Genomic DNA, 26,475 nt, shown 5'->3' with positions numbered 1-26,475 from the left:
ATGGCGTTTTCACAGCAGCATTTCGAAGGATTCAGGCTCGATTTTCCTGCCACACTGGATGATGCACGCGAGGCTGTGCGCTCCGTGGTCGGATGGCTTGCTGATCACCAAATTCAGGATGCCGAGTGCCAGCAATGGGAGCTGGTTCTGGCAGAGGCGGCAAACAACGCCGTGCTGTATGCCACCCCGGAGCAGGCCAGGCAGGCAGCAGCCATTGAGGTTGTTTTGTCCGAAAGCCAAATTGAAGTGCGCATCACAGATCACACCATCGGATTCGACTGGCCCGTCAGCGTGGAGCTGCCTCAGGACGATGAAAGCGACCATGGCCGCGGTCTGTTTATCATAAAGTCGCTGACAGATCATGCATCGTATCTTCGTGGCCAGGGACAAAACGTTCTCTGCCTTCGGGCAGATCGAAAATCTGTGCCTGCCGCCCGGGAGGACATCGAAGCAACGCTCGATCTCATGACCGCCGAGGTCGCCTCCTGTTACGAGACCCTTGCCAATATTTTCAGGCTCATCGCAGATGCCGGCAATGATGTGGAGCCCATCGCACTCGCCGCCCGCTGGCTGGAGGAACTGCGTGAACTGGCTGGGGCTGATTTTTTGGTGCTGCGCACGGCGGGCACCGAAGCAGGCAGGCTTTCCTTCATTGGCGGCGTGCCCTCAGCCATTTCCTGGGAGCCGTCTCTGGATCTTCGCAGTTCAGACACTGTTGAAAGCCGGGCAGCCGCCACGCGCCAGGATCAGTGGTTTGATAAGAGCACCCCCTGGGCACCATCAGATCCGCTTAGAAAAGCAGGTGAGCATATCAGCGGACTGGCGCATCCGCTTGAAAGCGGTGGTGATCTCACCGGCGTGCTGACAGTGGGGGTTTTTCAGCCGCTTTGGGAGCCCTCTGCACGTGAATTGAATGTGGCGCGCAGTCTGGGAGATTTTCTCGGCGCCCTTTTGCACGGCCTGAACCGCAGGGATGAAGCCAATCAGGCACGGCTCCTGAAGCGCGAGCTGCAGATTGCGGCGGACATCCAGCGTTCCCTGCTGCCAGCTGAGCTTCCCCAAACCCAGTTCGTACACTGCGCAGCTCATCTGGCCACGGTAGGAGAAGTGGGAGGAGACTACCTCGACGGCATCCTGCTTCCCGATGGGTCTCTCCTCTTTGTGGTGGCAGATGTGATGGGCAAAGGCGTCCCCGCAGCCCTGTTCGCCACAGCCTTCCACAGCCTCCTGCACTCGCACCTCGATCTGGCTTCAAAGCCGTCGGCTCTCATGAAGCGTCTGAACCAGGCCATGTTTCCAGAATTGGACCGCTCAGACATGTTTATCACAGCACAGCTTGTTCATGTCAGCGCGGATGGCCTGGCATTGCACGTCTGCGGTGCCGGCCATGCCCCGTTGCTTCTCAGCGATGGCAGACAGATTCAGGAGGTCACCGCAGACGGCCCCCCATTGGGCATCACGGCAGATGCAGACTATCAGGACCATCCGCTCAGCCTCGCCACACACACACATGTGCTTCTGCACACAGATGGCCTGAGCGATGTGTTCTCCGGTGGCGGCATTCTCAGCCGAGATGAGCTCACCGCCTGGCTGCTCAGCACCGCGGCCGCACGTGAAGACGCCAGCGCCTCGCGCGACAGCCTCCATCGCCTGCACCGCAGTGTTGTGGATGCTTCCAGCCAGCAGGATGACGCCACTTTCATGGTCATCACACGCGGATCCCACACGCTGTCCGCACACACCCAGAACTCTTTGTCTCATGCCAAACGCTAGTCCCATCCTTGTCGTTGATGACGAGCCTCACATGCGCCGCGTAGCAGAGCTTAGCATGAAACCGCTGGGACGCCCCATTCTCCTCGCCGCTGACGGCCAGGAAGCGCTAAAACTGGCCAGGAGCCAGCATCCATGCGTGATCCTTCTCGACCACATCATGCCTGTGATGGATGGCAAGCAGGCCCTGCAGCAGTTGAAGGCCGACCATGAGACACGTGACATTCCCGTCGTGATTCTCAGCTCTCGCGGGCAGCTGGCCTTAGGTCAGTATCAGGGGTTTGAAACAGCCACGCTGTTTGTTTCCAAGCCCTTCAGCCCCACCCTCCTGCGCCGTGAAGTCGAGCGGCTGATCTCGGCCTCCAAGCCCATCGAACCTCAGCAAGCCGCCTCATGAAACAACGTCTGGATCTCTTTATCATGATCGATGCCTGCGGGTGGGAGATCATCAAAGACCGCCCGCATTTTCTCCAGACACTCGCGCCCCACCGCCGAAAACTTGAAAGCGTCTTTGGCTACAGCAGCACATGCGTTCCCAGCATCCTGAGCGGACGCTGGCCGGATGAGCATCACAACTGGTGCTACTTCATACACGATCCTGAAAACTCCCCTTTCCGCAGCTTGCGCTGGCTTCGCTGGCTTCCCAAGGCGCTCACCAGCCGCAGAATCGTGCGGCGTCATCTCACGAAGATGGTCAAATCAGCGCTTGGATTCAAAGGCTACTTCGATCTCTACAACATTCCCTTCCATCTCATTCACCTTTTTGACTTCACCGAGAAAAAGAGCCCCCTGCAGCCACGGGGCATGAACCGTGGACCAAACATATTTGATCTGCTGGTTGAAAAGGGAACCCCCTATTTTGTCACCGACCCAGGCTTGAGCGAGCCCATCAATCGTGACCGCTTGATCGCCGACATCGAAACTGAACGCATTGACTTCGCTTTCCAGTACTGGGCAGGCCTCGACGGCCTGCTCCATCAAGTCGGCAACCAATCCCCTCAAATCGACTCCAAGCTTGCCGAATACGAAGCATGGATCACTCAAACCATGGAGGCGGCTCGCAAGCACTACCGCGAAGTGAACCTCCACGTCTTCAGTGACCACGGAATGGCAAACTGTGATCATCATCTCGATTTGAAAAGTCAGATCGACGCCTTGGGCCTGCGCATAGGCGCCGACTACAATGCAGTCTATGACAGCACCATGGCGCGCTTCTGGTTCTTCAGCATAGAAGCTCGGGACAAGATCACCGCAGCCCTGAAAAAAGTCCCTGAAGGGCGCATTATGCCGGAGGAAGAATTGCGCCGGTTGCGCGCTCACTTTGAGAATGGCCGGTTCGGCGAGCTCATTTTCCTGGTAAAGGAAGGTGTGCTGATCGTTCCCAGCCACATGGGCGAGCGCCCGATCCGTGCCATGCACGGCTACCATCCGCACGATCCCCAGAGCTATGCAACGCTGTTCAGCAGCTCACCTCATATCCCCGCAGACATCACCCACATCCCGCACATCCACCGCTTGATGGAAAAGAGCCTGGACAAAACGGAGAGCACGACCACCGGATTATCGCCCGGCGCGTTGGCGGCCTGAATCCGGCATCTCTCCATTCACACAAAAAGCGCCACCTCTATCTCCGCCAAGACTTGAGAGGCATGGCGGCCCCCACAGCTGCGGGGATTGTTGAGTCTATGACTCACAGCGAGGTTTCCCACTCGCGATGACCTACGACTCCGTCAAACAACGCATCTGGAGCAACGCTCTCTCGAACTACCTGCGTACTTTTGTCGGCATTGTCGTTGGGCTGCTTACCTTCCGGCTCTTGTACCAGGCGCTTCCTCGTGAGTCATTTGGCTTTTGGTCGCTGCTCTGGAGCGTTTTTGGTTACGGCATTTTGCTGGACTTCGGCTTTGGTTTTGCTGCACAAAAGCGCGTCGCCGAACTCTCGGTCACGGGTGAATGGCAAAAGCTCAGCCAGGTGTTGAGCACGATTCTGTTTTTCTACCTCGGAGTGGCAATTCTTATGGCGGCCACGGTGGCGGTCGGCGCCGATGAAATAGTCCGTTCCTTTGGAGTATCAGCCGCCAATCATGATGAGTTTCGCATCGTTCTCATCGCGTTTTTTGCCGCCATCGGCCTCGCGTTCCCCTTGGGCATTTTCCCTGAAATTCTTCGCGGGCAGCAGCGCATCAGCACCGTCAATAACATCATCACCCTGGCCATGCTCATGCGCCTGGCAGTCATCGCATGGGCTGTATATGCGGGCTGGAGTCTGCTGGCCATCATGCTCACCGCATTGTTTTTCGCTCTCGCCCCGGATCTGGTCTCGGCCTTTTTCGCCCTGCGACACATGCCGGAGGTAAAGCTTCGCCCGCGCCTTTTTTCAAAGTCCGTCATGCGTGAAACGATGGGCTTTTCCATCTTTGCCTACATCAGCACGGCCACCAACATTGTTTTGGGAAAGACAGACCAGCTGGTGCTCGGCGCCACGCTTTCCATTTCCGCCGTGGCAGTCTATCAGGCCGGCGCCAAAGTCGCCGAAGTTTTTTCGCAGTTCACGAAGCAGCTTCAGGACACGCTCTCCCCCGCTGCGGCACATCTTCATGCCAGTGGAGACCACTCGGCTTTGCGCGACCTGCTTCAGCGTGGGACTCGCTGGAGCGCCCTTATATCCACCCCACTATATGTACTCTGTGCGTTTGAGCTTGAGCCTCTCCTCAAAGTGCTCACCGGGGACACCCACCTCTCGGCGGAAACCTGGCAGGTCGCTCATCTTTTGCTTCTTTGGTTTTACAGCTCGGCGCTAACTCACAGCGTTAGCAAGCGCATCTACATGATGACCGGCCATGAGCGTCGTCTCATGTGGCTTGGCCTCGGTGAGGCAGTCGCCAATCTCGCCTTGAGCATCACGCTGGCGCTGCTGCTCAGAAACGTGATGGGGGTTGCCATAGGCTCCCTTGTCCCATCCCTTTTCTTTGGCTGGTTTCTTCTCTGGCCATGGGTCGCTCGTGATGTCAGCCTCTCACCATGGCGCCTCTTTCGCGAGGCCGTTTTGCCGTCCTGGGCAGCCTGCATGCCCGCCATCATCCTCCTTGCCGCCCCGCTGCTTTTTCCTGAATGGCAGATCGAGAACACCTGGCTTCGGATTTTGGTGATGGGCACAACCGGCGGCCTGGCCTCACTCATTTGCGTGTGGTTTTGGGCATTGACGGTTTCCGAGCGCCAGACCCTTCGCACAAAGTTCCCCTCTCTCTTCAGAAAGAATCCACCCACGCTGCAGACTGCGTGATTTGCCATGCAAGCATCCCACATCCTACGCAAATACGATCCTGCGCAATGGGGCGGCACTGAGACTGCTCTTCAGCGTCTCATGCTGGGCTTGCAGCAAAATGGTGTTTCCTCGGTAGTGCATGCTCCGCAATACGACTTGGAGGAAGGCCCCGATCCGCTCCGCGACACAGGCGCAAAAATCCTTCGCTACCGTGCGTTTGTCCCTGTCCTGGGCATTTCTCCGGCACAGCGGGAAGCGCTGGTCTCCTGGGGGGGGAATCTGTTTTCATTCGAGCTTTTCTGGCAGTTGCTCGCCAGCGGCTCTGATGTGATTCACTCACACGCCCTTAACAGGCTGGCAGGCATCAGCCTGATGGCCGCCAGAACACGCGGTCTGCCCCATGTGGTCACTCTCCATGGCGGGGCTCTTGACATTCCGGATGAAGTGCATGCCAAGCTCACTGCGCCGCTCAAGGGCGGTTTTGAATGGGGCAAGATTCTGGGAGCCCTCGTGCGTAGCCGCCACGTGCTGAAAAACACAGACGCAGTTTTCACCTGCAATCCGCGCGAAGCGGCGCTGCTGCAGCAAAAATACCCTCGTCAGCGCATCATCGTTCAGCCGCACTCAGTGCCCGCCTCACAGTATGCCACCGACTGCCGCGCGGCCGCACTGAAAGCCTACCCTCAGATCGCTGGCCGTGATCTTATCATCAAAGTTGCACGTCTCGATCCCGCCAAAAACCTGCCCTGGCTGGTGCGGCAGATGCCCGCCATCAAACGCCGTCACCCGCGCGCCATGCTGGTGCTTGTCGGTGCTGGGACCACACGTTCTGTTGTGGAGGAGCTGCATCACGAAATCGCCCGTCTCGGTCTGGGGAATGACGTCCTCCTCACGGGAGGCCTGGCCTCAGGCTCTGCCGAGTTGATCGGCCTCATCCAGTCCGCACGTCTGTTTGTGCTTTGCTCGTCCGCTGAACCCTTTGGCATCGTCATCCTGGAAGCCTGGGCTGCAGGCACACCCGTGCTTTCTTCACGCGTTTCCGGACCGGCCTCTTTGATCGAACATGGCCGCACTGGCCTGCTCTACGATCTCGATCAACCCGCGGAGTTTCATTCCGGCATCGACACCCTGATGATCAACAACAAGCTGCACCGCCATCTCAGCACTGAAGCTCTGGAGCATGTGCGTGCTGAGTATGATGTGGCCTCAGTCGCAGGCCGGGTCGCCCGTGTTTACGAGGAGTTGATCGACTTGAAGCGTCGTAAATCCTCCGGCAGCTTTTTCCATCGCCAGCAGAAGCAGTTCACCGCCGGACTGTCATGAGCGACCCACTCATATCCATCGTCATGCGTTCCTTCAATGAGGCCTGGGCCTTGAAGGAAACCCTTCCAGCACTTTTATCGCAAAATTGGCAGAACCGCGAGCTGATCGTCATCGACAGCGGTTCGACCGACGGCTCGCAAGAGCTGATCCGTGCTGCCAATCCGGCGCATTTTATTCAAATCACACCTCAGGAGTACAACCCAAGCCGGGTGATGAATCATGGCATGAGGCTGGCTGCTGGCGAACGTGTCATCTTTCTGAATGCCGATGCGACACCGCAAAATGATCGCTGGCTCCGTCCTTTGGCAGACACTCTCGCAGACACCCGTGTCGCAGCATGCTTTGGCCGGCAGATTCCGCGCCCGGACTGCCAGGCGGTTTTTGCCTGCGACTATGACCGCTGTTTCGGCATGGAGCGTGAATCCGCAAAATGGGAGCATTTTTTCAGCATGGTAAGCAGCGGCCTTCGCAAAGATGTCTGGCATTTGCGTGGCTTCCGCGAGGACCTCCAGTATGCGGAGGATGACGAATACACGCGCTGGTGCCTTGCACAGGGCTACAAGGTATCCTACGTTCAGGAGTCTGTGGTCATGCACAGCCACAACTACACCCCCCAGCAAAGCTGGAAGCGTTCCTTCGGTGACGCCCGTGCAATCGGCAAGGCATGGAGTCAGAAACCGGATGTTTTCAGCTGGCCCCGGACCGTTCTGCTCGGCTGGCTCAGCGACGTTCGGCACGATATGGGCTGGTGCCTGAAGCACGGTCGTTTTCACGAAATGGCCCACGCCATGCGCATTCGCTGGGAGCAGCGCCGCGGCAGGCTGGCAGGATTTCGTCAGGGCTGGCGCGAGCAGCAGGAGGCCGCCCCATGAAAATACTTGTCCTCACAAATCTTTATCCCCCCCACTATGTTGGCGGCTATGAGCTCCGCTGTGCCGCGATCACCGAAGCCCTGAGGCTGCGTGGCCACGATGTGCAGGTGATCACGTCCAATCATGGCGTGCAAGGCAGTCCGCCTATAGCAGAGCCGCACGTTGACCGGAGCCTGCGTATTCATGGCTACTACGGCCATCCTTGGCTCGGCCTTCGTGCCCTCAAGTATCTGGAACTTCACAACAATCAGACCCTGCTTGCCGCGCTCACAGTTCTCCGGCCAGATGTCGTTCATGTCTGGTGCATGGGCGGTTTGTCAAAGTCACTCTGCCTCACGCTGCAGAGAAGCGGCGTTCCCACAGTCTACGACGTCAGTGATCACTGGATTTTGCGCAGCTTGACCGCAGACGTCTGGCTTGATTGGTGGAACCGTGGCCACGGATCATTTGCATCGCGCATACACCGTGCCCTTTGGACTCTTTGCGGAGTCCGGCGGCGCTGCGATGCCATCGCTCCCACCAGCCCCGTCTCAGAAATTCGTTTTCAGCGGCTTTACTTCACCAGCGCCCGTCTCAGGGAGCTTACCGCCCAGCAAGGTTACGATGTCATGCACGGAGGCGTCATTCATTGCCCGGTGGACACCAGCCTCTTCCAGGGCACACCTGTAAGGCGTTCGCCAAAAAAATGGCTCTGGGTTGGCCGGCTGGCTGAAGACAAAGGCATTTTGACGGCGCTGCGCGCATTGTTGCTCATCAAGACAGCCTTTGCAGGAACCCTGCATGTCTACGGCAGAGGTGAGGAGGCCTACGTCACAATGCTGAAAAATTTCGCCTCAGAGCATGACCTGCCAGTGGCCTGGCACAGCGCCACGCCAGCAGAAATGCCGGATGTGTATCGTGCTCATGACGCCCTGCTGTTCACCTCGGAGTGGGAGGAGCCTTTTGCACTGACGCCGCTTGAAGCCATGGCCTGTGGTCTGCCGGTTATCGGCACGATGACTGGTGGAAGCCGTGAACTTTTCCGCCATGGACAAAATGCTGTCACCTACGATGCCGGAGCCGCCACCCAGCTCGCAGAGCGCATCCTTTTGCTGCAGAGCGAAGACCACCTGCGGACCACCATTGCAGAAGCCGGTCATCGGGAAGTCCATGAGCGCTTCGCCATGGCTCCGATTGTGGACCAGGTTGAAAATTACCTCCGTGAATCCATTCCTGCATGAGTGCTCGTTTCACCATCGACGGCAGCGAAAGTCTTGAGCGGCATCTTGCGGCCACCTGCGCTCATGTGCGGTCGGGGGTCGAGCGCATCATCGCCTTGGGCAGGCTCCAGGGCCTGGCTCTTGCAGGAGGCTATGGACGCGGAGAGGGCGGCGTGCTGCGTGAAAACGGAAGTGACATGCCTTACAACGACATGGAGTTCTTCGTTTTTGTACGCGGCAGCACTCTGATCAACGACCGTCTTTACAAGCACGCCCTGCACCAGCTTGGAGAAGCCCTTTCTCATGCGGCTGGTTTGGATGTGGAGTTCAAAATTCTTTCGCTAGCCCGTCTGCGCCGCAGCCCCGTGAGCATGTTTTACTATGATCTGGTCATGGGGCACAGGTGGATCATAGGCGGAGACGAGCTCTTCACCGGCTGCGAGCACCACCGCGACTCCACCCGCATTCCGCTGCATGAGGCCACCCGGCTCCTCTTCAACCGTTGCTCAGGCCTGCTCTTTGCCAATGAACGGCTTGCCCATGAAAAACTCACGGCTGCAGATGCCGACTTCATCGGTCGCAATCTGGCCAAGGCCCAGCTCGCTCTGGGCGACGTGGTTTTGACAATGTCAGGACGTTACCATTGGAGCTGCCTGGAGCGGCATCGCCGACTTCAGGAGCATCCCGACACAGACCCTGAACTCCTCTCACATCACGCCGCAGGAGTCGCCTTCAAGCTGCACCCGCACCGCTCTACAAAAACACGGGACGAGTTGATCACGGAGCTCTCGGCCCTCTCTCAATTGGCCCGAAATATTTTTCTCCAGCTCGAAAGCCGCCGCCTCGCCATCAAATTGTCGGCACCAGTCGATTACATAGAGTCCAAAACCAACAAATGCCCTGAAGTGCCTTTGTGGAAAAACATCTTCATCCACCTCCGCACACGAGGAATGCCATCAGGCATTACCCGATATCCTCGCGAGCATTTGCTTCATGAGCTGGTGTCGATGCTCTGGGCCGGACGCCAGGCAACCGCGTCTTCCATCCGGCAATACGCCGCGCTCTGGAATCGGTTCAACTAAGCATCCTCCCCCCACTTGAGGGCGATGCATTTAGCCGTGGATGCCGCTTTGGTACAGAAATCACATCCCGCTCTTATGCACATCCTGGTTGTTTACCCTTACATCCCCTACCCGATCGACCGCGGCACATATCAGCGGGTGTTTCATCTGCTGCGAGAGCTGGCCAGAGAACACACGATTGATTTGATCGCTCTTTCCGAAAATGGCGAGCGCGCTGAGCACCGCGGCATTTTCGAAGCCTTCTGCCGCAAGGTGGTCTTTGTTCCCTTCGAGCATCCGCCCTGGCCCCGGCTGTTCCCTAACAGACTGCTCAATCCTCTGCCAACCACAGTGCGCCACTGGTGGCTGCCGCAGCTTGCCGACACCATAACAGAGATGCTCGACCAAAGTTCGTATGACATGGTGCACGTGTGCGACATCGTCATGGCGCAGTACTTTCTGGATGACCATTTGCAAATCCCGCTCAGCGTAGACCGCAGCAGGGTGGATTTGCAGTTCCAGGAAGAGCAGTACGCCCGCATGCCCAAAGGGCTCAAATCTTCCCTCCTGCACCATGAGCAAATCTGGAAACTGCGCAGGTTCGAACACAAGGTCGCCCGCCGCAGCTCTGTGCAGGTAGTCTGTGGTCCCGACGACGAACAGTTCATCCACTCTGAAGTCAGCCCAAACGTTCCTGTGCAAGTGGTCACCAATGGGGTGGATCTCGACTATTTCAGCCCTTCCTCCTCCGAGGTCTCACGCGACCCGTCTCCCACCGTTCTTTATTGCGGTGCCATGGACTACATGCCGAATATTGACGCTCTTCGTTGGTATTTTGGTGAGATTCACTCCTATCTGAAAAAGGCGGTGCCTGACCTGAAAGTGCTGATTGTTGGCAAATCACCGGTCGCTGAAGTGACTGCATACGGCGATTTGCCGGACGTCACAGTCACAGGCGGAGTTCCCGACGTACGGCCGTGGTATCGCCGTGCATGGGCGCAGATCGTCCCGCTTCGCATCGGCGGCGGGACCAGGCTTAAAATCCCGGAAAGCATGGCAATGGGCACTCCGGTGATAAGCACCACCATCGGCGCACAGGGGCTGCACTTGCTTCACGGCACGGACATCCTGCTTGCCGACACCCCAGAGATGTTTGCCCACTACACAGAGCGCATGCTCCATGATGAAGTACTGCGCAAAAAAATTGAAGATCGGGGCATGCAGACCTGCCGCAGCCGGTTTGGCTGGCCAGGCCTCGGGCAGCAGCTCAGCAGTTACTACTCACAGCATTTCCAGCCTGCGGAGGACTCCCATGAGCACAACTGAAGCAGCCCCCCATCCACGGAGCGGAGCTGCCTTGTCCATCTTGGGTGTCCGCTTTGATAATGTGACGACCAGCCAGACCCTGGAGACCATCTCAGGGATGATTGCATCTGGCAAACCTCACTACATCGCCACGGCAAATGTCGACTTCACCGCTCTCGCCATGTATGACGAGGAGTTGCGGCGCATTTTGCTCGATGCACATCTGGTCGTCTGCGATGGCATGCCGCTTGTGTGGGCCTCCCGCTGGCTCGGCAATGCCCTGCCAGAGCGTGTCGCCGGCTCAGATCTGGTGCCCAAGCTCCTTGAAGTTGCCGAAATTAAAAACTGGGGCGTTTATTTTCTCGGCGGGCAGAAAGACGTCGCCGCAAAGGCAGTGCAGGCAGTCCGGCTGCGTCATCCAAAGCTCAGGATCGCCGGCGTCATGTCTCCGCCATTCAAGCCACTGCATGAAATGGATCACGCCGCCATCTGCGCAGACATTCATGCCACACGCCCAGACCTCCTGTTCGTTTCCTTCGGCTGTCCAAAGCAGGAAAAGTGGATAGCGATGAACTACCAGCGCGCCGGTGTGCCCGTGAGCATAGGCGTAGGCGCCACGATTGATTTTCTCGCCGGCCACATCCAGCGCGCCCCCATCTGGATGCAAAAGATCGGCCTGGAATGGCTGTACCGGCTCCTGCAGGAGCCAAGACGGCTGTTCAAACGCTACGCCACCGACTTTGTCGTTTTCGGACTGACCATCGCAAAACAGTGGTGGCTGACCAGAGGCGGCAGGCGTGCTGAGAACACACACGCACCAGCACCGGTCAAAGTTGCAGACGCCCACATTTCCAGCGTTGCAGAGCTTTCCTGCCCGCAACGGCTGGATGCCGCCGAAGTGCGCCTCATAGAGCAAAGCTGGATGAACAGCCTCGAAGGTCCGGAGGAGGGCGTCATCATCGACTGTAGCGGCTCTCTGTTCATCGACAGCACCGGCCTTGGCCTCCTGATGCGAATGCAAAAACGCTGCCGTCAGTCCGGGAAGCAGTTGGTGCTTTCGTGTGTTTCCCCCGCAGTTCTCAAACTGCTGCAGATGACACGACTGAGCTCCATCTTCACCCAGGCTTCCAGCCACGAAGAGGCGCTCGCTAAAATTTTGAATGTCAGCATGCCCGCTTCTCCGCCTGGCACCAAGACCGAGCCCCTTCAGCTTGACTGGAGCGGCGCCGTCACCACCAGCAGTGTGGATGGCCTTTGGCGTGGCGCTCTCGGGCTCATCCAGAACGCCGCAGATGGCCGCAGCCCTGTCGTCATTGACCTCAAAGGCGTGCAGTTGATGGACAGCGACGGCCCAGGACTGATGGCCCGCCTGAAAGATCATGCCAGCAGCCAGCACATCCACCTGCGCTTCACCAATGCCAGCCCTGTCGTGCACGAATCCCTTCGTCATGAACACATGGAACACCTTCTTGCATCATGAAAGTAGCCATTTCCACCAGCGTAATCCAGCGCGGAAAAACTGGCGTGGCTCAATATGTGCTGGCACTCACAAAGGCGCTGATGCCCTACGCGGACATCGTCAAATTTCACATTCTGGCGCTGGCGCAGGATCTGCCTCTTTTTGAGTTTGCACGTGGTCGCATGGAAATTGTTCCCGTCGATGAACGCTGGCGTCCGGCCGTGCGAAACATCTGGTGGCATCAGCAGATGCTGCCACGCTGGCTGGCCAGGCAGCAGATCGATGTGCTTCACGTGCCCAGCTATCGTCGCATGGTTCACAGCGCACACTGCCACCTTGTTTCGACGATACACGACCTTGCGCCGTTTCATGTGAAAAAGAAATATGACCTCGCCCGCATGATCTATGGCCGTGTCATTGTAAAGCATCTTGCACGCAGGCAGGATGGCATCATCGCGGTGAGCACCAGCACGGCCCGGGATGTCGAGCATTACTTCGGCGTGCCGATGGAAAAACAAAACGTGATTCTGAATGGCATCGACCATGCGCGCTTCCATCCCGGAGACCCCAACGCTGCGCAGGCAATGGTGGAACAGCGCTGGCAGCTTCAGGATCCCTTCTTTCTTTATGTCTCGCGGCTCGAGCATCCGGCCAAAAATCACACCAGGTTGATCGAGGCTTTCGACCACTTCAAAAACACAAGCGGCTCCCCCTGGCAGCTGGTTCTGGCAGGGAGTGACTGGCATGGGGCGGAACACATTCACACAGCAGCACGCGAGTCCCGCCACTCCAGGGACATCCGCTTTCTCGGCTTTGTTGAGGACGCGGCGCTGCCCAGTTTGTACCAGGCAGCCTCCGCCATGGTTTATCCTTCTTTGTTTGAGGGCTTCGGCCTTCCCCCCGTCGAGGCCATGGCCTGTGGCTGCCCGGTCATCAGTTCGAAATCCGGTTCGCTGGCTGAAGTCGTTGGCAAAGCCGCCCGCATCATCGACCCCGAGGATGTCGGCGACATTGCTCGGGCATTGCAGGAAATCGCACAGAATGATGAAAAACGCGCCGCCCTGATCGCCGCCGGCTTTGAGAATGCCAGACGCTTCAGCTGGGATGACAACGCCAGGCGCGTCATGGATGTTTACGAAAAACCCTTCACAGGTTCCCGCAGTTGGGGGGGTTGAGAGCAGCCGCATCGGCGCGGAAGTTTCCGGACGAAACATGTCCGACTTCCTTCATCACTGGCAGCTGAACACGAAACCCTTTGAGGCCACGTGGGACACTCGTTTCTACTACCACAGCCCCCAGCACCAGGAGGCGCTAGACCGCCTGATCTATCTCGCCAGCGAAAGAACCATGAACCTGGGCATGCTGACGGGAGACATCGGCTGTGGCAAGACGATCACCACTGCCGTTCTCGCCCAGAGACTCGACCCCTGCGAATTTGTCGTTGCACGCTGTGAAAATTCCGGCTTCGGTTTTGACGAACTTCTGCGCTCCATGATTGCGCAGCTCGACCCCGACGCCGGATCGGTTCCTGAGGGAAAGTTCAATCGCTGCGAGCACCTGAAGAGACTTTGCGAAAATGCCGCCGACCGCGGCAGGCACGTGATTGTGCTGCTCGATGAGGCTCAGGACATGCCAGAGGACACCTTGCGGCAGATCGGCTGGCTCACCAATTTCAACGGCGATGGACGCCCGCTGCTGACATTGCTGCTCATCGGCCAGCCACCGCTGCGTCGCTTGATCAACAGCAATCAGGCCATCCAGCAGCGCATCGGGCTCAGGTTTCACCTCACCCCCCTGGCAGAATCCGCCACTGCGAGCTATGTGGAGCATCGCCTGAAGGCAGCCGGTCACTCCGACGGCGGTTTGTTCGACACGGAGTCACTGCTCCATCTCCATCATTTTTCCCGTGGCATCCCACGCGAGGTCAATCGCACGGCAAAGCTCTGCATGGAGCACGCATGGGCGGCAGGCAGCGACCGCATCACCCCTCAGATTCTGCATGATGTGGCCTGCGATCTGTACCGCCAGGATCAGCTGCTCGGCATGTCCACCGCTATCTCGTGCGCTTCATGAATGCAGGGCAGCCAGCATCATTCAGCCTGACGGCGATCAATCGCAAACGAGGCCTCAGTCCCGCCTCCGCTCACAGGCCGCATGAGCCGGCTCTGATGGTGGAATCCCCTCCACCTTCACAGGCAGCACACCTTTCGGCTGTTTCTCCTGAATCCGAATCATCCGCCATCAAGATGCCATTCGATCCGCTGCGGCTGGTCGATGCCCTCATACGCCGCTGGTGGCTCATGCTTTTGGCGGGTTTGATCTTTTCAGCGGCCATGCTCGCTGTCGGCTGGCTCCGTTTTGAGACCCTCTACACTGCAAGGTCCCAGATCATCAAGCAGCAGCAGGCTTCCGCATTCAGGCAGTCGGACTCAGGAGAATCCTTCAAGCCCAGTGACCTCACCATACCGACACTCATGTCGCTGATGTACTCTGGCTCCACCATTGCCACCGCCAGCGCACTCGCGGAGCATCGTTATGAAGAGTTCGCGCTTCGCTCAGGGCTGCTCATCTCCGCAGAACGAAACACAGACATCGTGAACATCAGCATGACCTCAAACATCAGCGCCAGCGCCGCGCTGGAAATGCTGAGGTCCTACACCGAGACGGTGCTTCAGCTGTCGCGAGACCTCCAGCGCAGCGATGCAGCCACCATGAAGGTCTTTCTGCAAAAGCAGATCGATCGCACAGATGCAGACCTGCTGAAAGTGAATGAAGAACTTCTGGCCTACGGCCGTCAGTCCCATTTGCTCGATGCAGACAAACAGATGGACGCATGGCTGGCAGAACTGGGCAATTTCACGCTCAAGTATGAGACCCTCAAACTCGACCACGACACGCTTGATGTTCGAATCCAAGGCATCGAGCGCGAGCTCGGCAAAGTGGACACCAACGCGGCACGTCTGGACACGGCGCGAAAAGAGCTGGCAGACTTGCGCGTGCGCTACACCGACGAGCATCCCGCCGTGATCGAATCCATCGAAAAGCTGAACTCTTTGGAGTTGCAGATGAAGACTTCCGGGCTGCGCACAGACGCCCCTCCCAAACCCGGAGAAAGCAATGTGGCGGAAAGTCTGTACCTCGACCTCGTTCGACTGCGGGCTGAAAAACAGGTGATGGGAGAGCAGCTCACCAAGCTGGTGGCAGTGCGTGAGGAGATCAATCAGCGCCTGGCGCAACTCCCCCGTCAGGCCATGGAATACGCCCACATCAAATCCCGGAAGCAGACCCTGGAGACATCGCGCTCCCTGCTGGCAGGCCGTCAGCGCGAAGCAGCGCTCTACGAAGAAAACTCCCAGGGCTATTTCCGTCTGTTCTCCATGTCTCGCGCTCAGGATGTAAGCGCCGTAAAGCCCACGCAAAAACTCGCCATGGCAGGGGCGGCGGGCTTTGGCGGTGGTGCAGCTCTGGTTGCACTCATCAGCATCATCCTGACGCTGAAGGACGGCACCCTCCGCAGCAGCGGCGATCTAAGGCGCGCCACAGGCCTTCCTGTGCTGGGCGCATTGCCCCTGCTGAATGCAGCATCCGCTGATGAAGCGGAGGCATGGGCCTTCCGCACTTGGACAAGGCTGCAGCCAATGCTGCACACACCCGTTGGTGGCGGCGCCATCATTTGTGGTGTGATGCATGCCGCCGGAGACGACGCCGCCTCGCGCCTGATCAAGCTGCTCGCAGAGGCTGTCATACGCCGTGGTCAGACCTGCATCATGATCACTCATGAACTGACTGACGATGCACTGACACTCACAGGCGCCATGGCCCAACCCGAACGTCCGGCTCGCATCGCTTGCGAAATCAATGACCGCCCTTACCGGATCGGTGTGGATGCAGACTGGCAGTGGACTCCAGCGCAGAGACTGCAATGGCAGGCTGCTATCGCACACTGGCGCACACTTCCAGGAGCAGTCATCTTCATCGAACTCCCAGCCGTAGAAGAGCCGGAGGCATTGCTCATAGCCGAGCAGCTCCCCAATCTTGTCTGGGCTTCCTCAAGCGGCTCATGCCTGGTGGAGAAAGTGCAGGATTCGCTGCTCATGTATCGCGATGCTGGCTGCAGGCTGGTCGCCGCCTTGCTGGACCGTGCTCCCGTCCTTCGGCCTGTGTCTCTGGCACGTTTCGCAGCGCTTGCCATGTTGCTTGCCAGCACAAGCCCGGCCCTTGCGCAAACAGCACTGCCGCTCGGCCCTGGAGACGCGGTGAACATCAGCATGCCCGGCTTTGCAGGCCTTGAGCGGAAAGATGTGATCGTCGGCCCGGATGGCAGGCTGAATTACCTGCAGGCGCATGACATCCAGGCCGCGGGGTTGAGCCTGGATCAATTGCGTGAGACCCTGTCGGCAACACTGAGGCGCTACTACCGTAATGCACGCGTTGTCGTCACCCCTTCCACCTTTCAGAGCCGCAAAGTCTATGTGCTGGGCAAGGTGGTGAAAAAAGGAGCCATCAACCTGGACAGACCCCTCACCATTCTCGAGGTTGTCGCTGAGGCCGGCGGCTTGGAAACCGGCCTGTTTCAGCAAAACACAGTTGAGCTGGCAGACCTCGGCCGCAGCTTTGTCATGCGTGGGCAGGCCCGGCTCCCTGTCAATTTGGAGGCACTTTTTCTGCGCGGTGACATGACTCAAAATGCGGCAGTCGAGCCTGGTGACTACCTCTACTTCCCCTCCGCAAACTCCAACGAGATCTATGTGCTCGGAGACGTCAGGATGCAGGGCACTCAGGGCCTGCTTGCCCACACCTCCGTCCACAGTGCCATCGCCCAGGCAGGCGGTTTCACTCCAAAGGCCTACACGCGTCGGGTGCTCGTGGTGCGCGGCTCATTCGACAAGCCGGAACGCTTTGTCGTTGATATGGAAGACGTCATCACCGCACGTGCCAAAGGATTCAGGCTTGAGCCCAAGGACATTGTGTTTGTCGCAGACAAGCCCTGGGCACGTGCCGAAGAGCTGCTGCACATGGCAGTCAATGCCTTCCTCCAGGGTGCTGTGTCCGGCTGGACCCGCGCCAACATCGGTCCCTACATTCAGCAGCCCATCTTGCCCCAGCTTCGCTAATAAAGATTCATGCAGTTGCCTCGTCTGATCTTTTTCAGCTTATTTGTTCTATGATCGCCACTTTGGAGCCAGAAACGCCACGTTCTGAAGCAAGAGCACTCCAAGTGGCTGTCATCGAAGATGATCCGACCTTGAGGCTTTTTTTGAAAAAGCTCATCAGCAGGCCTGACCACCGTCTGACGTTTGCCGGTGCATGGGAAAGCGCAGAAGCCGCTGCCAAACCTCTGCTGGAAATACGTCCGGACGTGGTGGTCGTTGATCTCGAGCTCCCTCATGTCAGCGGCATGGACCTGATACACCATCTCGCACCACGCATGCCTGCCACCGCCTTTGTGGTGCTCACCATTCATGACGATCCGCAAAAGGTGTTTGCTGCGCTGCGTGCAGGCGCAAGCGGCTATCTGCTGAAAACTTCAAAGCCGTCCGAGATCATTGCCGGCATCCGCCAGGCCTGTGCCGGCGGTGCGCCGCTCAGCCAGGAAATCGCGCGCCTGCTCATCCAGTCATTTCAGGCCCCTTCCAAGACAGCCCCCAAGCGCATGCCTGGTCTCACGCCACGGGAAAGCCAGATCCTCGATCTGCTGGCGCAGGGCATGGTTCCCAAGGAAGTGTCTGACAAGCTCGGCATCAGCTATGCCACAGTGCGCGACTACCTGAAAGCCGTCTATGCAAAGCTGCATGTCCGTTCAAGGACCGAAGCCGTGATCAAATACCTCGATCAGACCAAATAGCCCCACATCTGCGGGGATTGTAGCCTGGCCGCGCAGCAGAGAAGTTTGCGCATGAGAGCCACCGCCATGACCGCCTGCTGCCTCACGCTGCTCAATGCCTGTGCGTTGATGAAGGAGCAGAAAAAATTCGATGCCCGCGCACCTGGTCCTGCCTCAGACGCCACCTTCACCAAAGGCAAACTGCAGGAACCGATCCGCCCCGAATGGCTGAAACCCTCAGCCAAGCCCCGCGCGCTCGGCCCGGGAGACAAGCTCGAAATCGAAATCATAGGCGAAACCGGTACACGGACGGACACTTTTGTCACACCTGACAGCAAGCTCTATTTCGATCTGCTTCCAGGCATTGATGTGAAGGGAAAGCCTGCCTCGCAGCTCCGTGAGGAAATGGAAAAAATGCTCACCCGCTACTACAAGCAGCCGCAGGTATCGCTGACGTTGAGAGAGGTGGTCAGCCAGCGAGTTTGGGTGCTGGGACGCGTCAATGCCCCGGGCATCTACCCCCTGAACCGTCCCATGCGGGTGCTGGATGCCGTCACCCAGGCCGGCGGGCTTTACGCCGCAAGTTTCACCGGCACCACGGAAGAACTGGCCGACCTCAGTCACAGCTTTCTCATACGCAGCGGCAAAATGCTGCCGGTGAATTTTCAAAAGCTCATCCGCGAAGGCGACCTGACTCAGAACATCTATCTCGAGCCCGATGACTTCATCTATCTCCCGTCGTCAATGACCAACGAAGTTTACGTCCTCGGTGCGGTCACAGAGCCCAGGCCCGTGGGCTTCATGAATGAGATGAATTTGATCACCGCTCTGGGCCGCGGTCTCGGCATCCGCCCGGAGGCAGACCTCGCGCATGTCACCATTGTGCGCGGCTCGCTGACAGAGCCCCAGATAGCCACGGTCAACGCCAGGGACATCATTCAGGGCAAGGCCACCAACGTGCGCCTTGAGCCCGGAGACATCGTGTATGTCCCGGGCAGAGGCAGCATGTCCCCCCAGGGGTTCTTGCATGACGCGGTCAATACCTTCACACGCCTGGTTGCGGCCAATGAAGGCAGCGCAGCGGGTGCTCTTCACAGCTCCCCCATTGGTTTGAACCTCAACATAGGCCCTACAAGCCCCACACAATGACGCCCGTTTCCCGGCGCCTGCGCCCCCTCATCATTGCAGAGGCAGCCAATCCGACCCTTACGAGCGCGGCGTTGGTTGGCTGGTCCTGTGCGAAGGCCATCTCAGCTCAGACCGACGCCCACATCGTCACAGAGTGGCGCAATCGCTCCGACTTCCTCCAGGCCGGCATGGTTGAGGGAGTCCACTTCACCGCCATCAACAACCGGCGCCTCCAGCACCTCTCCTGGAGCCTGGCCACAAAGTTCAGCCGCAAAGGCAGCTTCAGCTGGAGTCTCTACGCCGTCCTTTCCAATCTCGTTTACCCGTTCTTTGAGCGCAAATTGTGGCAGACATTCGGGCCCAGGCTGAGCGCCGGAGAATTCGACCTCGTTCATCGTCTGCTGCCTCTTTCACCCACCACACCAAGCTGGATCGCCCCCCGGCTGAAACAAATCGGCGTCCCCTTTGTGCTCGGCCCGCTCAACGGAGGTGTGCCTTGGCCCCAGGGATTTGAAGATCTGCGTCAGCAGGAACGCGACGGCGCAGGACGGCTGCGCTCATTTTACCGCTTTTCACCTGGACTGAAACAAACCCGTGAATGCGCGCATGCCATCCTCACAGCCTCACGCACGACTCTCCATGAAATGCCCGCCCATCTGCGCAGCCGCTGCATCTTCATGCCGGAAAATGCAGTCGATTTGGAAAAGTTTCCCCCATCCCCCAAAGCAACAGCCTCAACAGGCGCCAATGCTCCCCTGCGTATCTCCTTCGTAGGCCGTCTCGTAGCTCTGAAGGGCGTGGACATGCTCATTTCCGCTGCCGCGCCTCTGGTTCGGAGCGGTGCATTGCACCTGGACATCATAGGAGACGGCCCTGAACGCGAACGGCTGCAGTCCATGGTGCAGGCAGAAAACATCTCGTCAGGTGTGTCCATGGACGGCTGGATCCCGCATGCCCAGCTCGGAGCACGCCTGCGCGAAAGCGATCTCTTCGTGTTCCCCAGCATCCGCGAATTTGGCGGTGGCGTGGTGCTGGAAGCCATGGCTCTGGGCATCCCCGCCGTCGTGCTGGACCATGGAGGCCCCCCTGAGCTGGTCCCCCCAGGCACCGGCTTCGTGCTGCCCATGACCACGCGTGACGACATTGTCGCCCGCATGCGCCAGTTGCTCACAGAGCTGCATGGAGATCCCACCCAGTTGCAGTTAGCAGGCGAGCTGGCGCAGGCACACGTACGCAAATATTTCTCCTGGGAAGCCAAAGCAGCTCAGATCCATGAAGTTTACCGCTGGGTTCTGGGACACCGTGCAGCCAAGCCCGACTGGGGCACCCCCATGGGTTTCGCACCTCCAGAAGCAGATGCCGAAACTCCAGTTAAGTCCGTCCTTCACCCCGCACTCGTTCCCGGTCATGGCATCTAGTGAGTCCAGCCAAGCTGCATTTCACATCGCCTCGCTCGATGGCATGCGCGCAATCGCCATCATGATTGTGTTTCTCAGCCATGCAGGCCTTTCCCATGTGGTGCCTGGCTTGTTCGGGGTCACCGTTTTCTTTTTCCTCAGCGGTTACCTCATCACCACCCTGCTGCGCATGGAGTGCGAACGACACGGCAGCATCAGTCTCGGCCAGTTTTTTCTACGACGCACCCTGCGCATTCTGCCACCGTTCTATCTGGTCCTGGCTGCTGTCGCCATGCTCACAGCATTCCACATTCTCCCGGGAGGATTTCATGGTCAGGCATTCATGGCTCAGGCACTTTTTGGCGCCAACTACTGGGAGATCTCCGGCGGCGTACAGCCGCCTGGCACAGAAATTTTCTGGTCGCTCGCCGTCGAAGAGCACTTTTATCTTCTCTTTCCGTTCTTCTACCTCGCCTTGCGGCGGTGGCTGCCGGAGCACCGGAAGCAGTTTGCCTTGCTCATGACACTCTGTGCCTCAGTGCTCGCATGGCGCATGCTCCTGGTTCATCACTTCTCCGTTGTTGATCTGCACTCCGGCACCGCACATCATCCGCGCACCTGCCACGCTACGGACACACGTCTTGACGGCCTTCTTTACGGCTGTGCACTGGCTGTCTGGGGAAATCCGGCCTTGGATCCCACTCGCATTCGCCGCAGTCACTGGCTGTGGCTGGCACTGCCTTTGTGTTTCGCGCTGCTGGTGGCCACGTTCGTCATTCGCAGCGTTCCTTTTCGCGAGACCTGGCGTTACACCCTTCAGGGACTCGCACTCATGCCCATCTTCATCACGGTCATCCGTTACCCCGATGCCCTGCCGCTACGTTTCCTAAACTGGCGCTGGGTCAGCCGGCTGGGCGTGCTTTCATATGCCTTTTATCTGACACATGCCCTGCTGCTTTCGCTGGTGCAGCACTGGCTGCCGGCCCCTGCAGGCTTGAGCCAGGTCAATCTGATACTGGTACGGGGAGTCACAGCCCTGCTGCTTTCACTGGCAGTTTCAGCTGCAGTTCATCGGTGGGTTGAACAGCCATTTCTGCGCCTGAGACGCCGTCTCGGCAGCAGCCCACGAACTTCGAGCCATAAGCAATCGGCGGAGTTGGCGTTAAATCACATTTAGTAAATCCTAAATCTTAATTTATTCTCACTTCAAAGGCCTGCTTTGAAACGGCCTCGGCTTGCGGTTTGCGAATTTCGTTCGGAGCTTACTCATGTAACACGCTTCCAGTGTTTCTTTTGAGCTTCTAACTTCATGAACACCCAGCCCTCCATTCGCGTCGCCTGTGTCGAGGATGATCCGCAGTTTCAGGCCCTGCTGAGAAAGATTTTGATCCCCGAGCGAGGCTTTGAACTACTGGCTGTTTTCGACAACGCCGAGCAGGCCGTGGCATCCATCCTGGACTCCAGGCCTGATGTGGTGCTGCTCGACATGAAACTGCCGGGTAAGACAGGCATTGAATGCCTGGGCATGCTCGAATCCCACATGCCCGCAACCGCTTTCGTCATGCTGACCGGAGACGACACTCCCCAGCAGGTCTTTGCAGCGTTGAAAGCAGGGGCCTGCGGCTACGTGCTCAAGTCTGTGCCTACGGAGCATCTGCTTGAAGCCGTTCGCGCTGCCGCTCTCGGCGGAGGGCCGCTCAGCCCTGCCATTTCACGCATGGTGATCTCCACATTTCAGACCAGGGCTGCCGCAGCCCAGCCGCGCATCCCCGGCATCACCCAGCGTGAAAATGAACTTCTGGGCCTGTTTGTGAAAGGTCTCAGCGCCAAGGAGGCCGCCTACGAAATGGGCATCAGCTACGAAACGGTGCGGGATTATTTGAAGACGATCTATCAGAAGCTCAAGGTGCGCTCACGCACCGAGGCGGTGCTCAAATACGTGCGCAATCAGCAGGGGCCGGCGCTCGCGTTTTGACCATCAGGCACGCTGCAGTCTGTCGCGCCGGTCTTCAGCCCGGCGGCTCATCTCCATCCCGGACACCATTCCCGCAAGCATGAGCCAGTGGGAAAGGTTCTTCGTCTGCGTGAGAATCCGCTCGACCGTCCCATGCAGGTAGCAGATGGAAAGCGCCACGAGTATGCCGAATGCAACATAGCCCGTCAGGCTTCTGCCATAGTGGAGCCATGCACGGGCCGCACACCACAACGTCGTTATCTCAAACAGCAGAAACAGCCCCCACCCCGTCCAGCCATTCTCCGCCAGCAGCAGCCAGTAAAGGCTCTCTGTCAGCGGGTTGGCCCAGTAAAATTCATCCAGGATGGCAAAGCCGCGGCTTTCATCCCACTCCTCCAGCACCGCACTGTATTTCGCCCCCAGCGGACGGCTGTTGGCGATGCCGTAGTTGTTCCATCCGATGCCCAGCAGAGGGTAGTCATGCAGCATGGCCTTGCACTGGCGGTTGAGCACCGGGCGCAGATCCTCCGCGTTCTTTTCCTTGCTCTCCTTCACCTCTTTCAACCTTGAGTTCAAAGAGTCCATCGCAAACATCATCACCATCACAGCTCCGGCCAGTCCCATCACCGAAAGCAAAGCCGTGCGTACTCCGGGCCCGCGCAGCCATCCCATCCCCAGCACAATGGCGGCACCCACGGCATAGGCGGCGAGCGCCGCTCTGGAAACTGACAGCAGCACACACAGCCCCGCAGCCCCAAATGCCGCAAGGCACAGCCAGAGCAGCCGCCCCTTGACCTCCTTGTTCAGTGCGGCTGCAAACACCACACACGCCGTCATGTAGGCCCACATGGACATCGGGTTCTGGTGCTCAAACCAGCCTTTGATTTGAAAGTAGCCTTCAAGATAGCGCATCTTCATGCAGATCCACGCCTGCACCACCAGGCTGAGCGCCAGCCCTGTGAGCGCGGCTCTCAGATCTTTGTCATCACGCAGGTACATCGCCGCAGCCACAAAGATCAGCGTGCCTTTGCCAAACCGTGAAAACGCCATCCAGGCCAGCGAGGCGTCCCAGGCATTGAAGACAGACAAAAGGCCTGCCATGGCCCACATCGCATACACCCAGGTTCCCGGAGGCAGGCCCTTGCGCCGTGGCATGGCCGGGTCCCGTGGACTTTTTGCCACGGCAATGATCAGCGCTATCGCAAACACCTCGATCAAGGAAACCTCAAAGCCCTTGGTGTGGCCTCGGTATTTTTCGATGCTGCCTATCATCAGCGTAAACCTTCCCGGCGGCAGCGACGGCATGAAAACCATCAGCCCAAACAGCGCCCGCTGCCACGCACGCCGCGGCGCCAGCAAGCCCCCCAGCAAGGGGGCAAAACCGCCGTAGAGCAGCAGGGCCGTGAGTAGTTTGAAAAAGTCCTTCACCCTGGAAATCAAACCCTGTCCTGCTCTCATCTCACCGCCCCCGATTGCGGGGGGGGCAAATCTTTCCACACGCACGTAGTCTTGCCCACAGACCATCCGCTTCATGCGTCCCACCCTAGGCATCCTGATCCGTTTCAAAAACTCCGCCGCCACGCTGCCTCGTGTCCTTCACCGGCTGCACGCGCAGACCCTCCGCCCCCACACCATTCTCGGCGTGGACACAGGCAGCACCGACGGATCAGCAGCACTCATCACTCAGGCAGGCGGCAGTGTGGTCGCATGGACGCAGCCCTACCACCATGCACGCGTGCTCAATTACGGCCTCACGCATCTGCAGACCGATCTCATACTGGTTCTGAGCTCTCATACCACCCTGGATGATGACGATGCCCTGGAGCAAATGTGCGCGGCTTTTGAAAACCCGCGTGTCGCCTGTGTCAGTGCAAAGTGGGACGACGACCCATACTACAGCGATGCCATCACCTGGGATGAGTTGCTCGTCAAAGGACTCAAGTTTGGCTCCATCTACAGCAACAGCATGGGCATGATCCGCCGCAAAGCATGGGAGGCCGTCCCCTTCGATGAAACACTGCTCACAGCCGAAGATTACGCCTGGGCCATCGAGCAGCTGCGGCTGGGCCACATCTGCAAGCGCCTGCCCCTGCGTTTTGGCTACGACCGCAGCGGTCATGACCGGACATTCGAGTTTGCGCAGCTTGTGTTTCATTTCGCGCGCCGTTACAAGCTCCATGTCGCCTGGCTGGGCGCCACGCGCAGCCTCCAGCAGATGCTCAAGGCACTGGTCATGCCCCGCCCGGGCATGCCATCACCGGCATTCCACTATCAGCGGCTCAAAGCCTGGGCGCTCATGCGCTTTACCGCCGCTTCTTCTTTTTCCGGCCGGTAAGGATGGCGCGCGCGCGGTCCTCGTCGTCGAGAGCCGTCGTGTACTTGTAGGGGAAGCCTTCCAGTTTCCGACGCTCGATCTTCTGACTGATGAGCCGCTCGATTGAGGCCACGTTCATCAGTTCGTCTGCCGCAAACAAAGTGAATGCATCCCCTTCTTTTTGCGCACGGCCCGTCCGCCCGATCCGGTGCACATAATCCTCCGAATGCTCCGGCACCATGTAGTTGATGACATGGGTCACGCTGCTCACATCCAGGCCGCGTGCGGCCAGGTCGGTTGCCACGATGATTTCAAATTCGCCCGAGCGGAAACCTTGCAGCGCACGCTCACGGTCGCGCTGGCCGATGTCCGAGTGCATGACGGCCACCTTGTACTCATTGAGCTGGTTCAGCGCGGAGTAGATCTGGTCAGCCTGCACCTTGGTGCGCGTGAAGATCATGACGCTTTCGAAATGGGTCTGCTTCAGGATCGCGAGCAGGAGCTCCATGCGCTGATCGCTTGCCACGGGGTACATGTAGTGGCTCACGGTCTCCGCAGTCGAGGCGCGGATGCCAACCTCGATGCTTTCGGGATCTTTGAGCGCGAAATCCGCCAGACTCTTGATCTGGGGTGGCATGGTCGCCGAGAAAAACAGCGTCTGCCGTGCAGTCGGTGTCTTCTCCACGATTCGACGCACATCAGGCAGAAAGCCCATGTCGAGCATGCGGTCCACTTCATCCAGAATCAGCACCTCCACGTCGCGCAGGTCAGCGATGCCTTCCTGCATGAAATCGAGCAGGCGTCCCGGTGTGGCCACCACGATGTCCACCCCCTGCTGCAAACCTTTGCGCTGCTTTTCATAACCCACACCACCATGCACGAGAAGAACCCGCAGTCCGGTGTGCTTGCCGTATTTCTCAAACTGCTCAACGACCTGCGCTGCCAGCTCACGGACAGGTTCGAGGACGAGCACACGGAATTTCCCCGGAGCCCCCATGCGGGTGAGCGTCGGCAGTGCAAAGGCAGCGGTCTTGCCAGTACCTGTCTGGGATGCGCCGACCACATCTTTGCCGGTCAGGATGATGGGGATCGACTTCTCCTGGATCGTCGTGGGCTTCTCATAGCCGCTTTCGCGCACAGCCGCCAAAACAGCAGGCGAAAGACCCAGCACTTCAAACGCCTCCGGGTACGGGCCTTCTGGCACGGGCGGGGCAGGCGGCGGCGGCACCGGAGCGTGGTTTTCACGCACAGGCTTGTCTTCGCGGGGGCCACGTGCGGGGCGCTTCTCATCCCGGTCACGGCCTCGTGGTCCGCCGCGGCGTCCGTCACGTTCGCGCGGCGGGCGTCCCTCACGCTCACGTGGCGGGCGGGCGCCTGGCTCACGGGGTTTGTCCTCATGCGGACGCTTGTGGGCGTGGATGGTGGCAGGGTGATGATCTTTCGCATGTCCATGCTCTTTGGCAGGCACATGGGGCGGTTCCTTCTTCTTGCCTCCACCAATGACACGTTTCAGCCCAGCTTTGAAGCGGCTGAAAAGGGAGGGTTTCTTCGGGGTGTTTTCGGGTCTGCGTGGGGTGGTCACAAGCGTTTCTAGAGGTAGGAGG

Annotated in this window: 21 protein-coding genes; 19 read left to right on the top strand and 2 right to left on the bottom strand. The window is 58.7% G+C overall.

Annotated elements, in window-relative coordinates; all coding sequences use genetic code 11:
* From ACFQDI_RS01080 to ACFQDI_RS00995, 18 genes are all read left to right on the top strand, one after another.
* A complete protein-coding gene (locus ACFQDI_RS01080; protein WP_377162501.1) occupies positions 1-1,773 on the top strand; it encodes a SpoIIE family protein phosphatase in 1,773 nt (590 codons plus the stop codon).
* Positions 1,670-2,167 carry a response regulator gene (locus ACFQDI_RS01075; protein WP_377162499.1) on the top strand — a complete coding sequence of 166 codons (498 nt, stop codon included), beginning with the start codon at positions 1,670-1,672 and terminating at the stop codon, positions 2,165-2,167. The genes ACFQDI_RS01080 and ACFQDI_RS01075 overlap by 104 nt, the downstream gene beginning before the upstream one ends.
* Positions 2,164-3,357 carry an alkaline phosphatase family protein gene (locus ACFQDI_RS01070; RefSeq protein WP_377162497.1) on the top strand — a complete coding sequence of 398 codons (1,194 nt, stop codon included), beginning with the start codon at positions 2,164-2,166 and terminating at the stop codon, positions 3,355-3,357. The genes ACFQDI_RS01075 and ACFQDI_RS01070 overlap by 4 nt, the downstream gene beginning before the upstream one ends.
* Before the next feature lie 127 nt (positions 3,358-3,484).
* The gene (locus tag ACFQDI_RS01065; protein WP_377162495.1) at positions 3,485-5,053 is read left to right on the top strand and encodes a lipopolysaccharide biosynthesis protein; all 1,569 of its coding nucleotides are present in this window, start codon (positions 3,485-3,487) and stop codon (positions 5,051-5,053) included.
* Positions 5,054-5,059: 6 nt separating this feature from the next.
* Positions 5,060-6,358 (top strand): glycosyltransferase family 4 protein, encoded by a 1,299-nt coding sequence (locus ACFQDI_RS01060; protein WP_377162493.1) that lies wholly within the window; start codon positions 5,060-5,062, stop codon positions 6,356-6,358.
* The gene (locus tag ACFQDI_RS01055) at positions 6,355-7,230 is read left to right on the top strand and encodes a glycosyltransferase family 2 protein (protein WP_377162491.1); all 876 of its coding nucleotides are present in this window, start codon (positions 6,355-6,357) and stop codon (positions 7,228-7,230) included. The genes ACFQDI_RS01060 and ACFQDI_RS01055 overlap by 4 nt, the downstream gene beginning before the upstream one ends.
* Positions 7,227-8,450, top strand: a complete 1,224-nt coding sequence (locus tag ACFQDI_RS01050) for a glycosyltransferase family 4 protein (RefSeq protein ID WP_377162489.1) — start codon at positions 7,227-7,229, stop codon at positions 8,448-8,450. The genes ACFQDI_RS01055 and ACFQDI_RS01050 overlap by 4 nt, the downstream gene beginning before the upstream one ends.
* A complete protein-coding gene (locus ACFQDI_RS01045; protein ID WP_377162487.1) occupies positions 8,447-9,511 on the top strand; it encodes a hypothetical protein in 1,065 nt (354 codons plus the stop codon). The genes ACFQDI_RS01050 and ACFQDI_RS01045 overlap by 4 nt, the downstream gene beginning before the upstream one ends.
* A 75-nt stretch (positions 9,512-9,586) precedes the next feature.
* Complete coding sequence (locus ACFQDI_RS01040; protein WP_377162485.1) at positions 9,587-10,816, top strand: glycosyltransferase; 1,230 nt, start codon at positions 9,587-9,589, stop codon at positions 10,814-10,816.
* Complete coding sequence (locus ACFQDI_RS01035; protein ID WP_377162483.1) at positions 10,803-12,275, top strand: WecB/TagA/CpsF family glycosyltransferase; 1,473 nt, start codon at positions 10,803-10,805, stop codon at positions 12,273-12,275. The genes ACFQDI_RS01040 and ACFQDI_RS01035 overlap by 14 nt, the downstream gene beginning before the upstream one ends.
* The gene (locus ACFQDI_RS01030) at positions 12,272-13,429 is read left to right on the top strand and encodes a glycosyltransferase family 4 protein (RefSeq protein ID WP_377162481.1); all 1,158 of its coding nucleotides are present in this window, start codon (positions 12,272-12,274) and stop codon (positions 13,427-13,429) included. The genes ACFQDI_RS01035 and ACFQDI_RS01030 overlap by 4 nt, the downstream gene beginning before the upstream one ends.
* Positions 13,430-13,466: 37 nt before the next feature.
* Positions 13,467-14,327 carry an ExeA family protein gene (locus tag ACFQDI_RS01025; protein ID WP_377162479.1) on the top strand — a complete coding sequence of 287 codons (861 nt, stop codon included), beginning with the start codon at positions 13,467-13,469 and terminating at the stop codon, positions 14,325-14,327.
* Between the two features lie 173 nt (positions 14,328-14,500).
* A complete protein-coding gene (locus ACFQDI_RS01020; RefSeq protein WP_377162477.1) occupies positions 14,501-17,368 on the top strand; it encodes an SLBB domain-containing protein in 2,868 nt (955 codons plus the stop codon).
* A gap of 50 nt (positions 17,369-17,418) precedes the next feature.
* A complete protein-coding gene (locus ACFQDI_RS01015) occupies positions 17,419-18,099 on the top strand; it encodes a response regulator (RefSeq protein WP_377162475.1) in 681 nt (226 codons plus the stop codon).
* 51 nt (positions 18,100-18,150) lie between these two features.
* Positions 18,151-19,227, top strand: coding sequence for a polysaccharide biosynthesis/export family protein (locus ACFQDI_RS01010; RefSeq protein ID WP_377162473.1), 1,077 nt, complete (start codon positions 18,151-18,153; stop codon positions 19,225-19,227).
* Complete coding sequence (locus tag ACFQDI_RS01005; protein WP_377162471.1) at positions 19,224-20,624, top strand: glycosyltransferase family 4 protein; 1,401 nt, start codon at positions 19,224-19,226, stop codon at positions 20,622-20,624. Before ACFQDI_RS01010 ends, ACFQDI_RS01005 begins: the two co-directional genes overlap by 4 nt.
* Positions 20,563-21,780 (top strand): acyltransferase family protein, encoded by a 1,218-nt coding sequence (locus tag ACFQDI_RS01000; RefSeq protein WP_377162469.1) that lies wholly within the window; start codon positions 20,563-20,565, stop codon positions 21,778-21,780. The genes ACFQDI_RS01005 and ACFQDI_RS01000 overlap by 62 nt, the downstream gene beginning before the upstream one ends.
* A gap of 132 nt (positions 21,781-21,912) precedes the next feature.
* Complete coding sequence (locus ACFQDI_RS00995) at positions 21,913-22,578, top strand: response regulator (RefSeq protein ID WP_377162467.1); 666 nt, start codon at positions 21,913-21,915, stop codon at positions 22,576-22,578.
* A 3-nt stretch (positions 22,579-22,581) separates the two neighbouring features.
* Here the strand turns inward: ACFQDI_RS00995 and ACFQDI_RS00990 are convergent, their stop codons facing one another.
* Complete coding sequence (locus ACFQDI_RS00990; protein ID WP_377162465.1) at positions 22,582-23,985, bottom strand: O-antigen ligase family protein; 1,404 nt, start codon at positions 23,983-23,985, stop codon at positions 22,582-22,584.
* A gap of 103 nt (positions 23,986-24,088) precedes the next feature.
* On the opposite strand from ACFQDI_RS00990, the gene ACFQDI_RS00985 reads away from it, so the two are divergent.
* Positions 24,089-24,892 (top strand): glycosyltransferase family 2 protein, encoded by an 804-nt coding sequence (locus ACFQDI_RS00985; protein ID WP_377162463.1) that lies wholly within the window; start codon positions 24,089-24,091, stop codon positions 24,890-24,892.
* Here the strand turns inward: ACFQDI_RS00985 and ACFQDI_RS00980 are convergent.
* Positions 24,861-26,453 carry a DEAD/DEAH box helicase gene (locus tag ACFQDI_RS00980; RefSeq protein WP_377162461.1) on the bottom strand — a complete coding sequence of 531 codons (1,593 nt, stop codon included), beginning with the start codon at positions 26,451-26,453 and terminating at the stop codon, positions 24,861-24,863. The two genes, ACFQDI_RS00985 and ACFQDI_RS00980, sit on opposite strands and share 32 nt — an antisense overlap.
* Positions 26,454-26,475 lie beyond the last annotated feature (22 nt).

The sequence above is a fragment of the Prosthecobacter fluviatilis genome, from assembly GCF_042655725.1.
GTDB lineage: Bacteria > Verrucomicrobiota > Verrucomicrobiia > Verrucomicrobiales > Verrucomicrobiaceae > Prosthecobacter > Prosthecobacter fluviatilis.
This window is presented reverse-complemented; position numbering and strand designations above follow the sequence as displayed.

Coding starts and splice junctions, on each gene's coding strand:
- ACFQDI_RS01065 (WP_377162495.1), top strand. CDS start 3,485: ATGACCTACGACTCCGTCAAACAACGCATCTGGAGCAACGCTCTCTCG.
- ACFQDI_RS01010 (WP_377162473.1), top strand. CDS start 18,151: ATGAGAGCCACCGCCATGACCGCCTGCTGCCTCACGCTGCTCAATGCC.
- ACFQDI_RS01040 (WP_377162485.1), top strand. CDS start 9,587: ATGCACATCCTGGTTGTTTACCCTTACATCCCCTACCCGATCGACCGC.
- ACFQDI_RS01005 (WP_377162471.1), top strand. CDS start 19,224: ATGACGCCCGTTTCCCGGCGCCTGCGCCCCCTCATCATTGCAGAGGCA.
- ACFQDI_RS01070 (WP_377162497.1), top strand. CDS start 2,164: ATGAAACAACGTCTGGATCTCTTTATCATGATCGATGCCTGCGGGTGG.
- ACFQDI_RS01075 (WP_377162499.1), top strand. CDS start 1,670: ATGCTTCCAGCCAGCAGGATGACGCCACTTTCATGGTCATCACACGCG.
- ACFQDI_RS01000 (WP_377162469.1), top strand. CDS start 20,563: ATGCCGAAACTCCAGTTAAGTCCGTCCTTCACCCCGCACTCGTTCCCG.
- ACFQDI_RS01035 (WP_377162483.1), top strand. CDS start 10,803: ATGAGCACAACTGAAGCAGCCCCCCATCCACGGAGCGGAGCTGCCTTG.
- ACFQDI_RS00995 (WP_377162467.1), top strand. CDS start 21,913: ATGAACACCCAGCCCTCCATTCGCGTCGCCTGTGTCGAGGATGATCCG.
- ACFQDI_RS01050 (WP_377162489.1), top strand. CDS start 7,227: ATGAAAATACTTGTCCTCACAAATCTTTATCCCCCCCACTATGTTGGC.
- ACFQDI_RS01020 (WP_377162477.1), top strand. CDS start 14,501: ATGCCATTCGATCCGCTGCGGCTGGTCGATGCCCTCATACGCCGCTGG.
- ACFQDI_RS01060 (WP_377162493.1), top strand. CDS start 5,060: ATGCAAGCATCCCACATCCTACGCAAATACGATCCTGCGCAATGGGGC.
- ACFQDI_RS01030 (WP_377162481.1), top strand. CDS start 12,272: ATGAAAGTAGCCATTTCCACCAGCGTAATCCAGCGCGGAAAAACTGGC.
- ACFQDI_RS01080 (WP_377162501.1), top strand. CDS start 1: ATGGCGTTTTCACAGCAGCATTTCGAAGGATTCAGGCTCGATTTTCCT.
- ACFQDI_RS01025 (WP_377162479.1), top strand. CDS start 13,467: ATGTCCGACTTCCTTCATCACTGGCAGCTGAACACGAAACCCTTTGAG.
- ACFQDI_RS01045 (WP_377162487.1), top strand. CDS start 8,447: ATGAGTGCTCGTTTCACCATCGACGGCAGCGAAAGTCTTGAGCGGCAT.
- ACFQDI_RS01015 (WP_377162475.1), top strand. CDS start 17,419: ATGATCGCCACTTTGGAGCCAGAAACGCCACGTTCTGAAGCAAGAGCA.
- ACFQDI_RS01055 (WP_377162491.1), top strand. CDS start 6,355: ATGAGCGACCCACTCATATCCATCGTCATGCGTTCCTTCAATGAGGCC.
- ACFQDI_RS00985 (WP_377162463.1), top strand. CDS start 24,089: ATGCGTCCCACCCTAGGCATCCTGATCCGTTTCAAAAACTCCGCCGCC.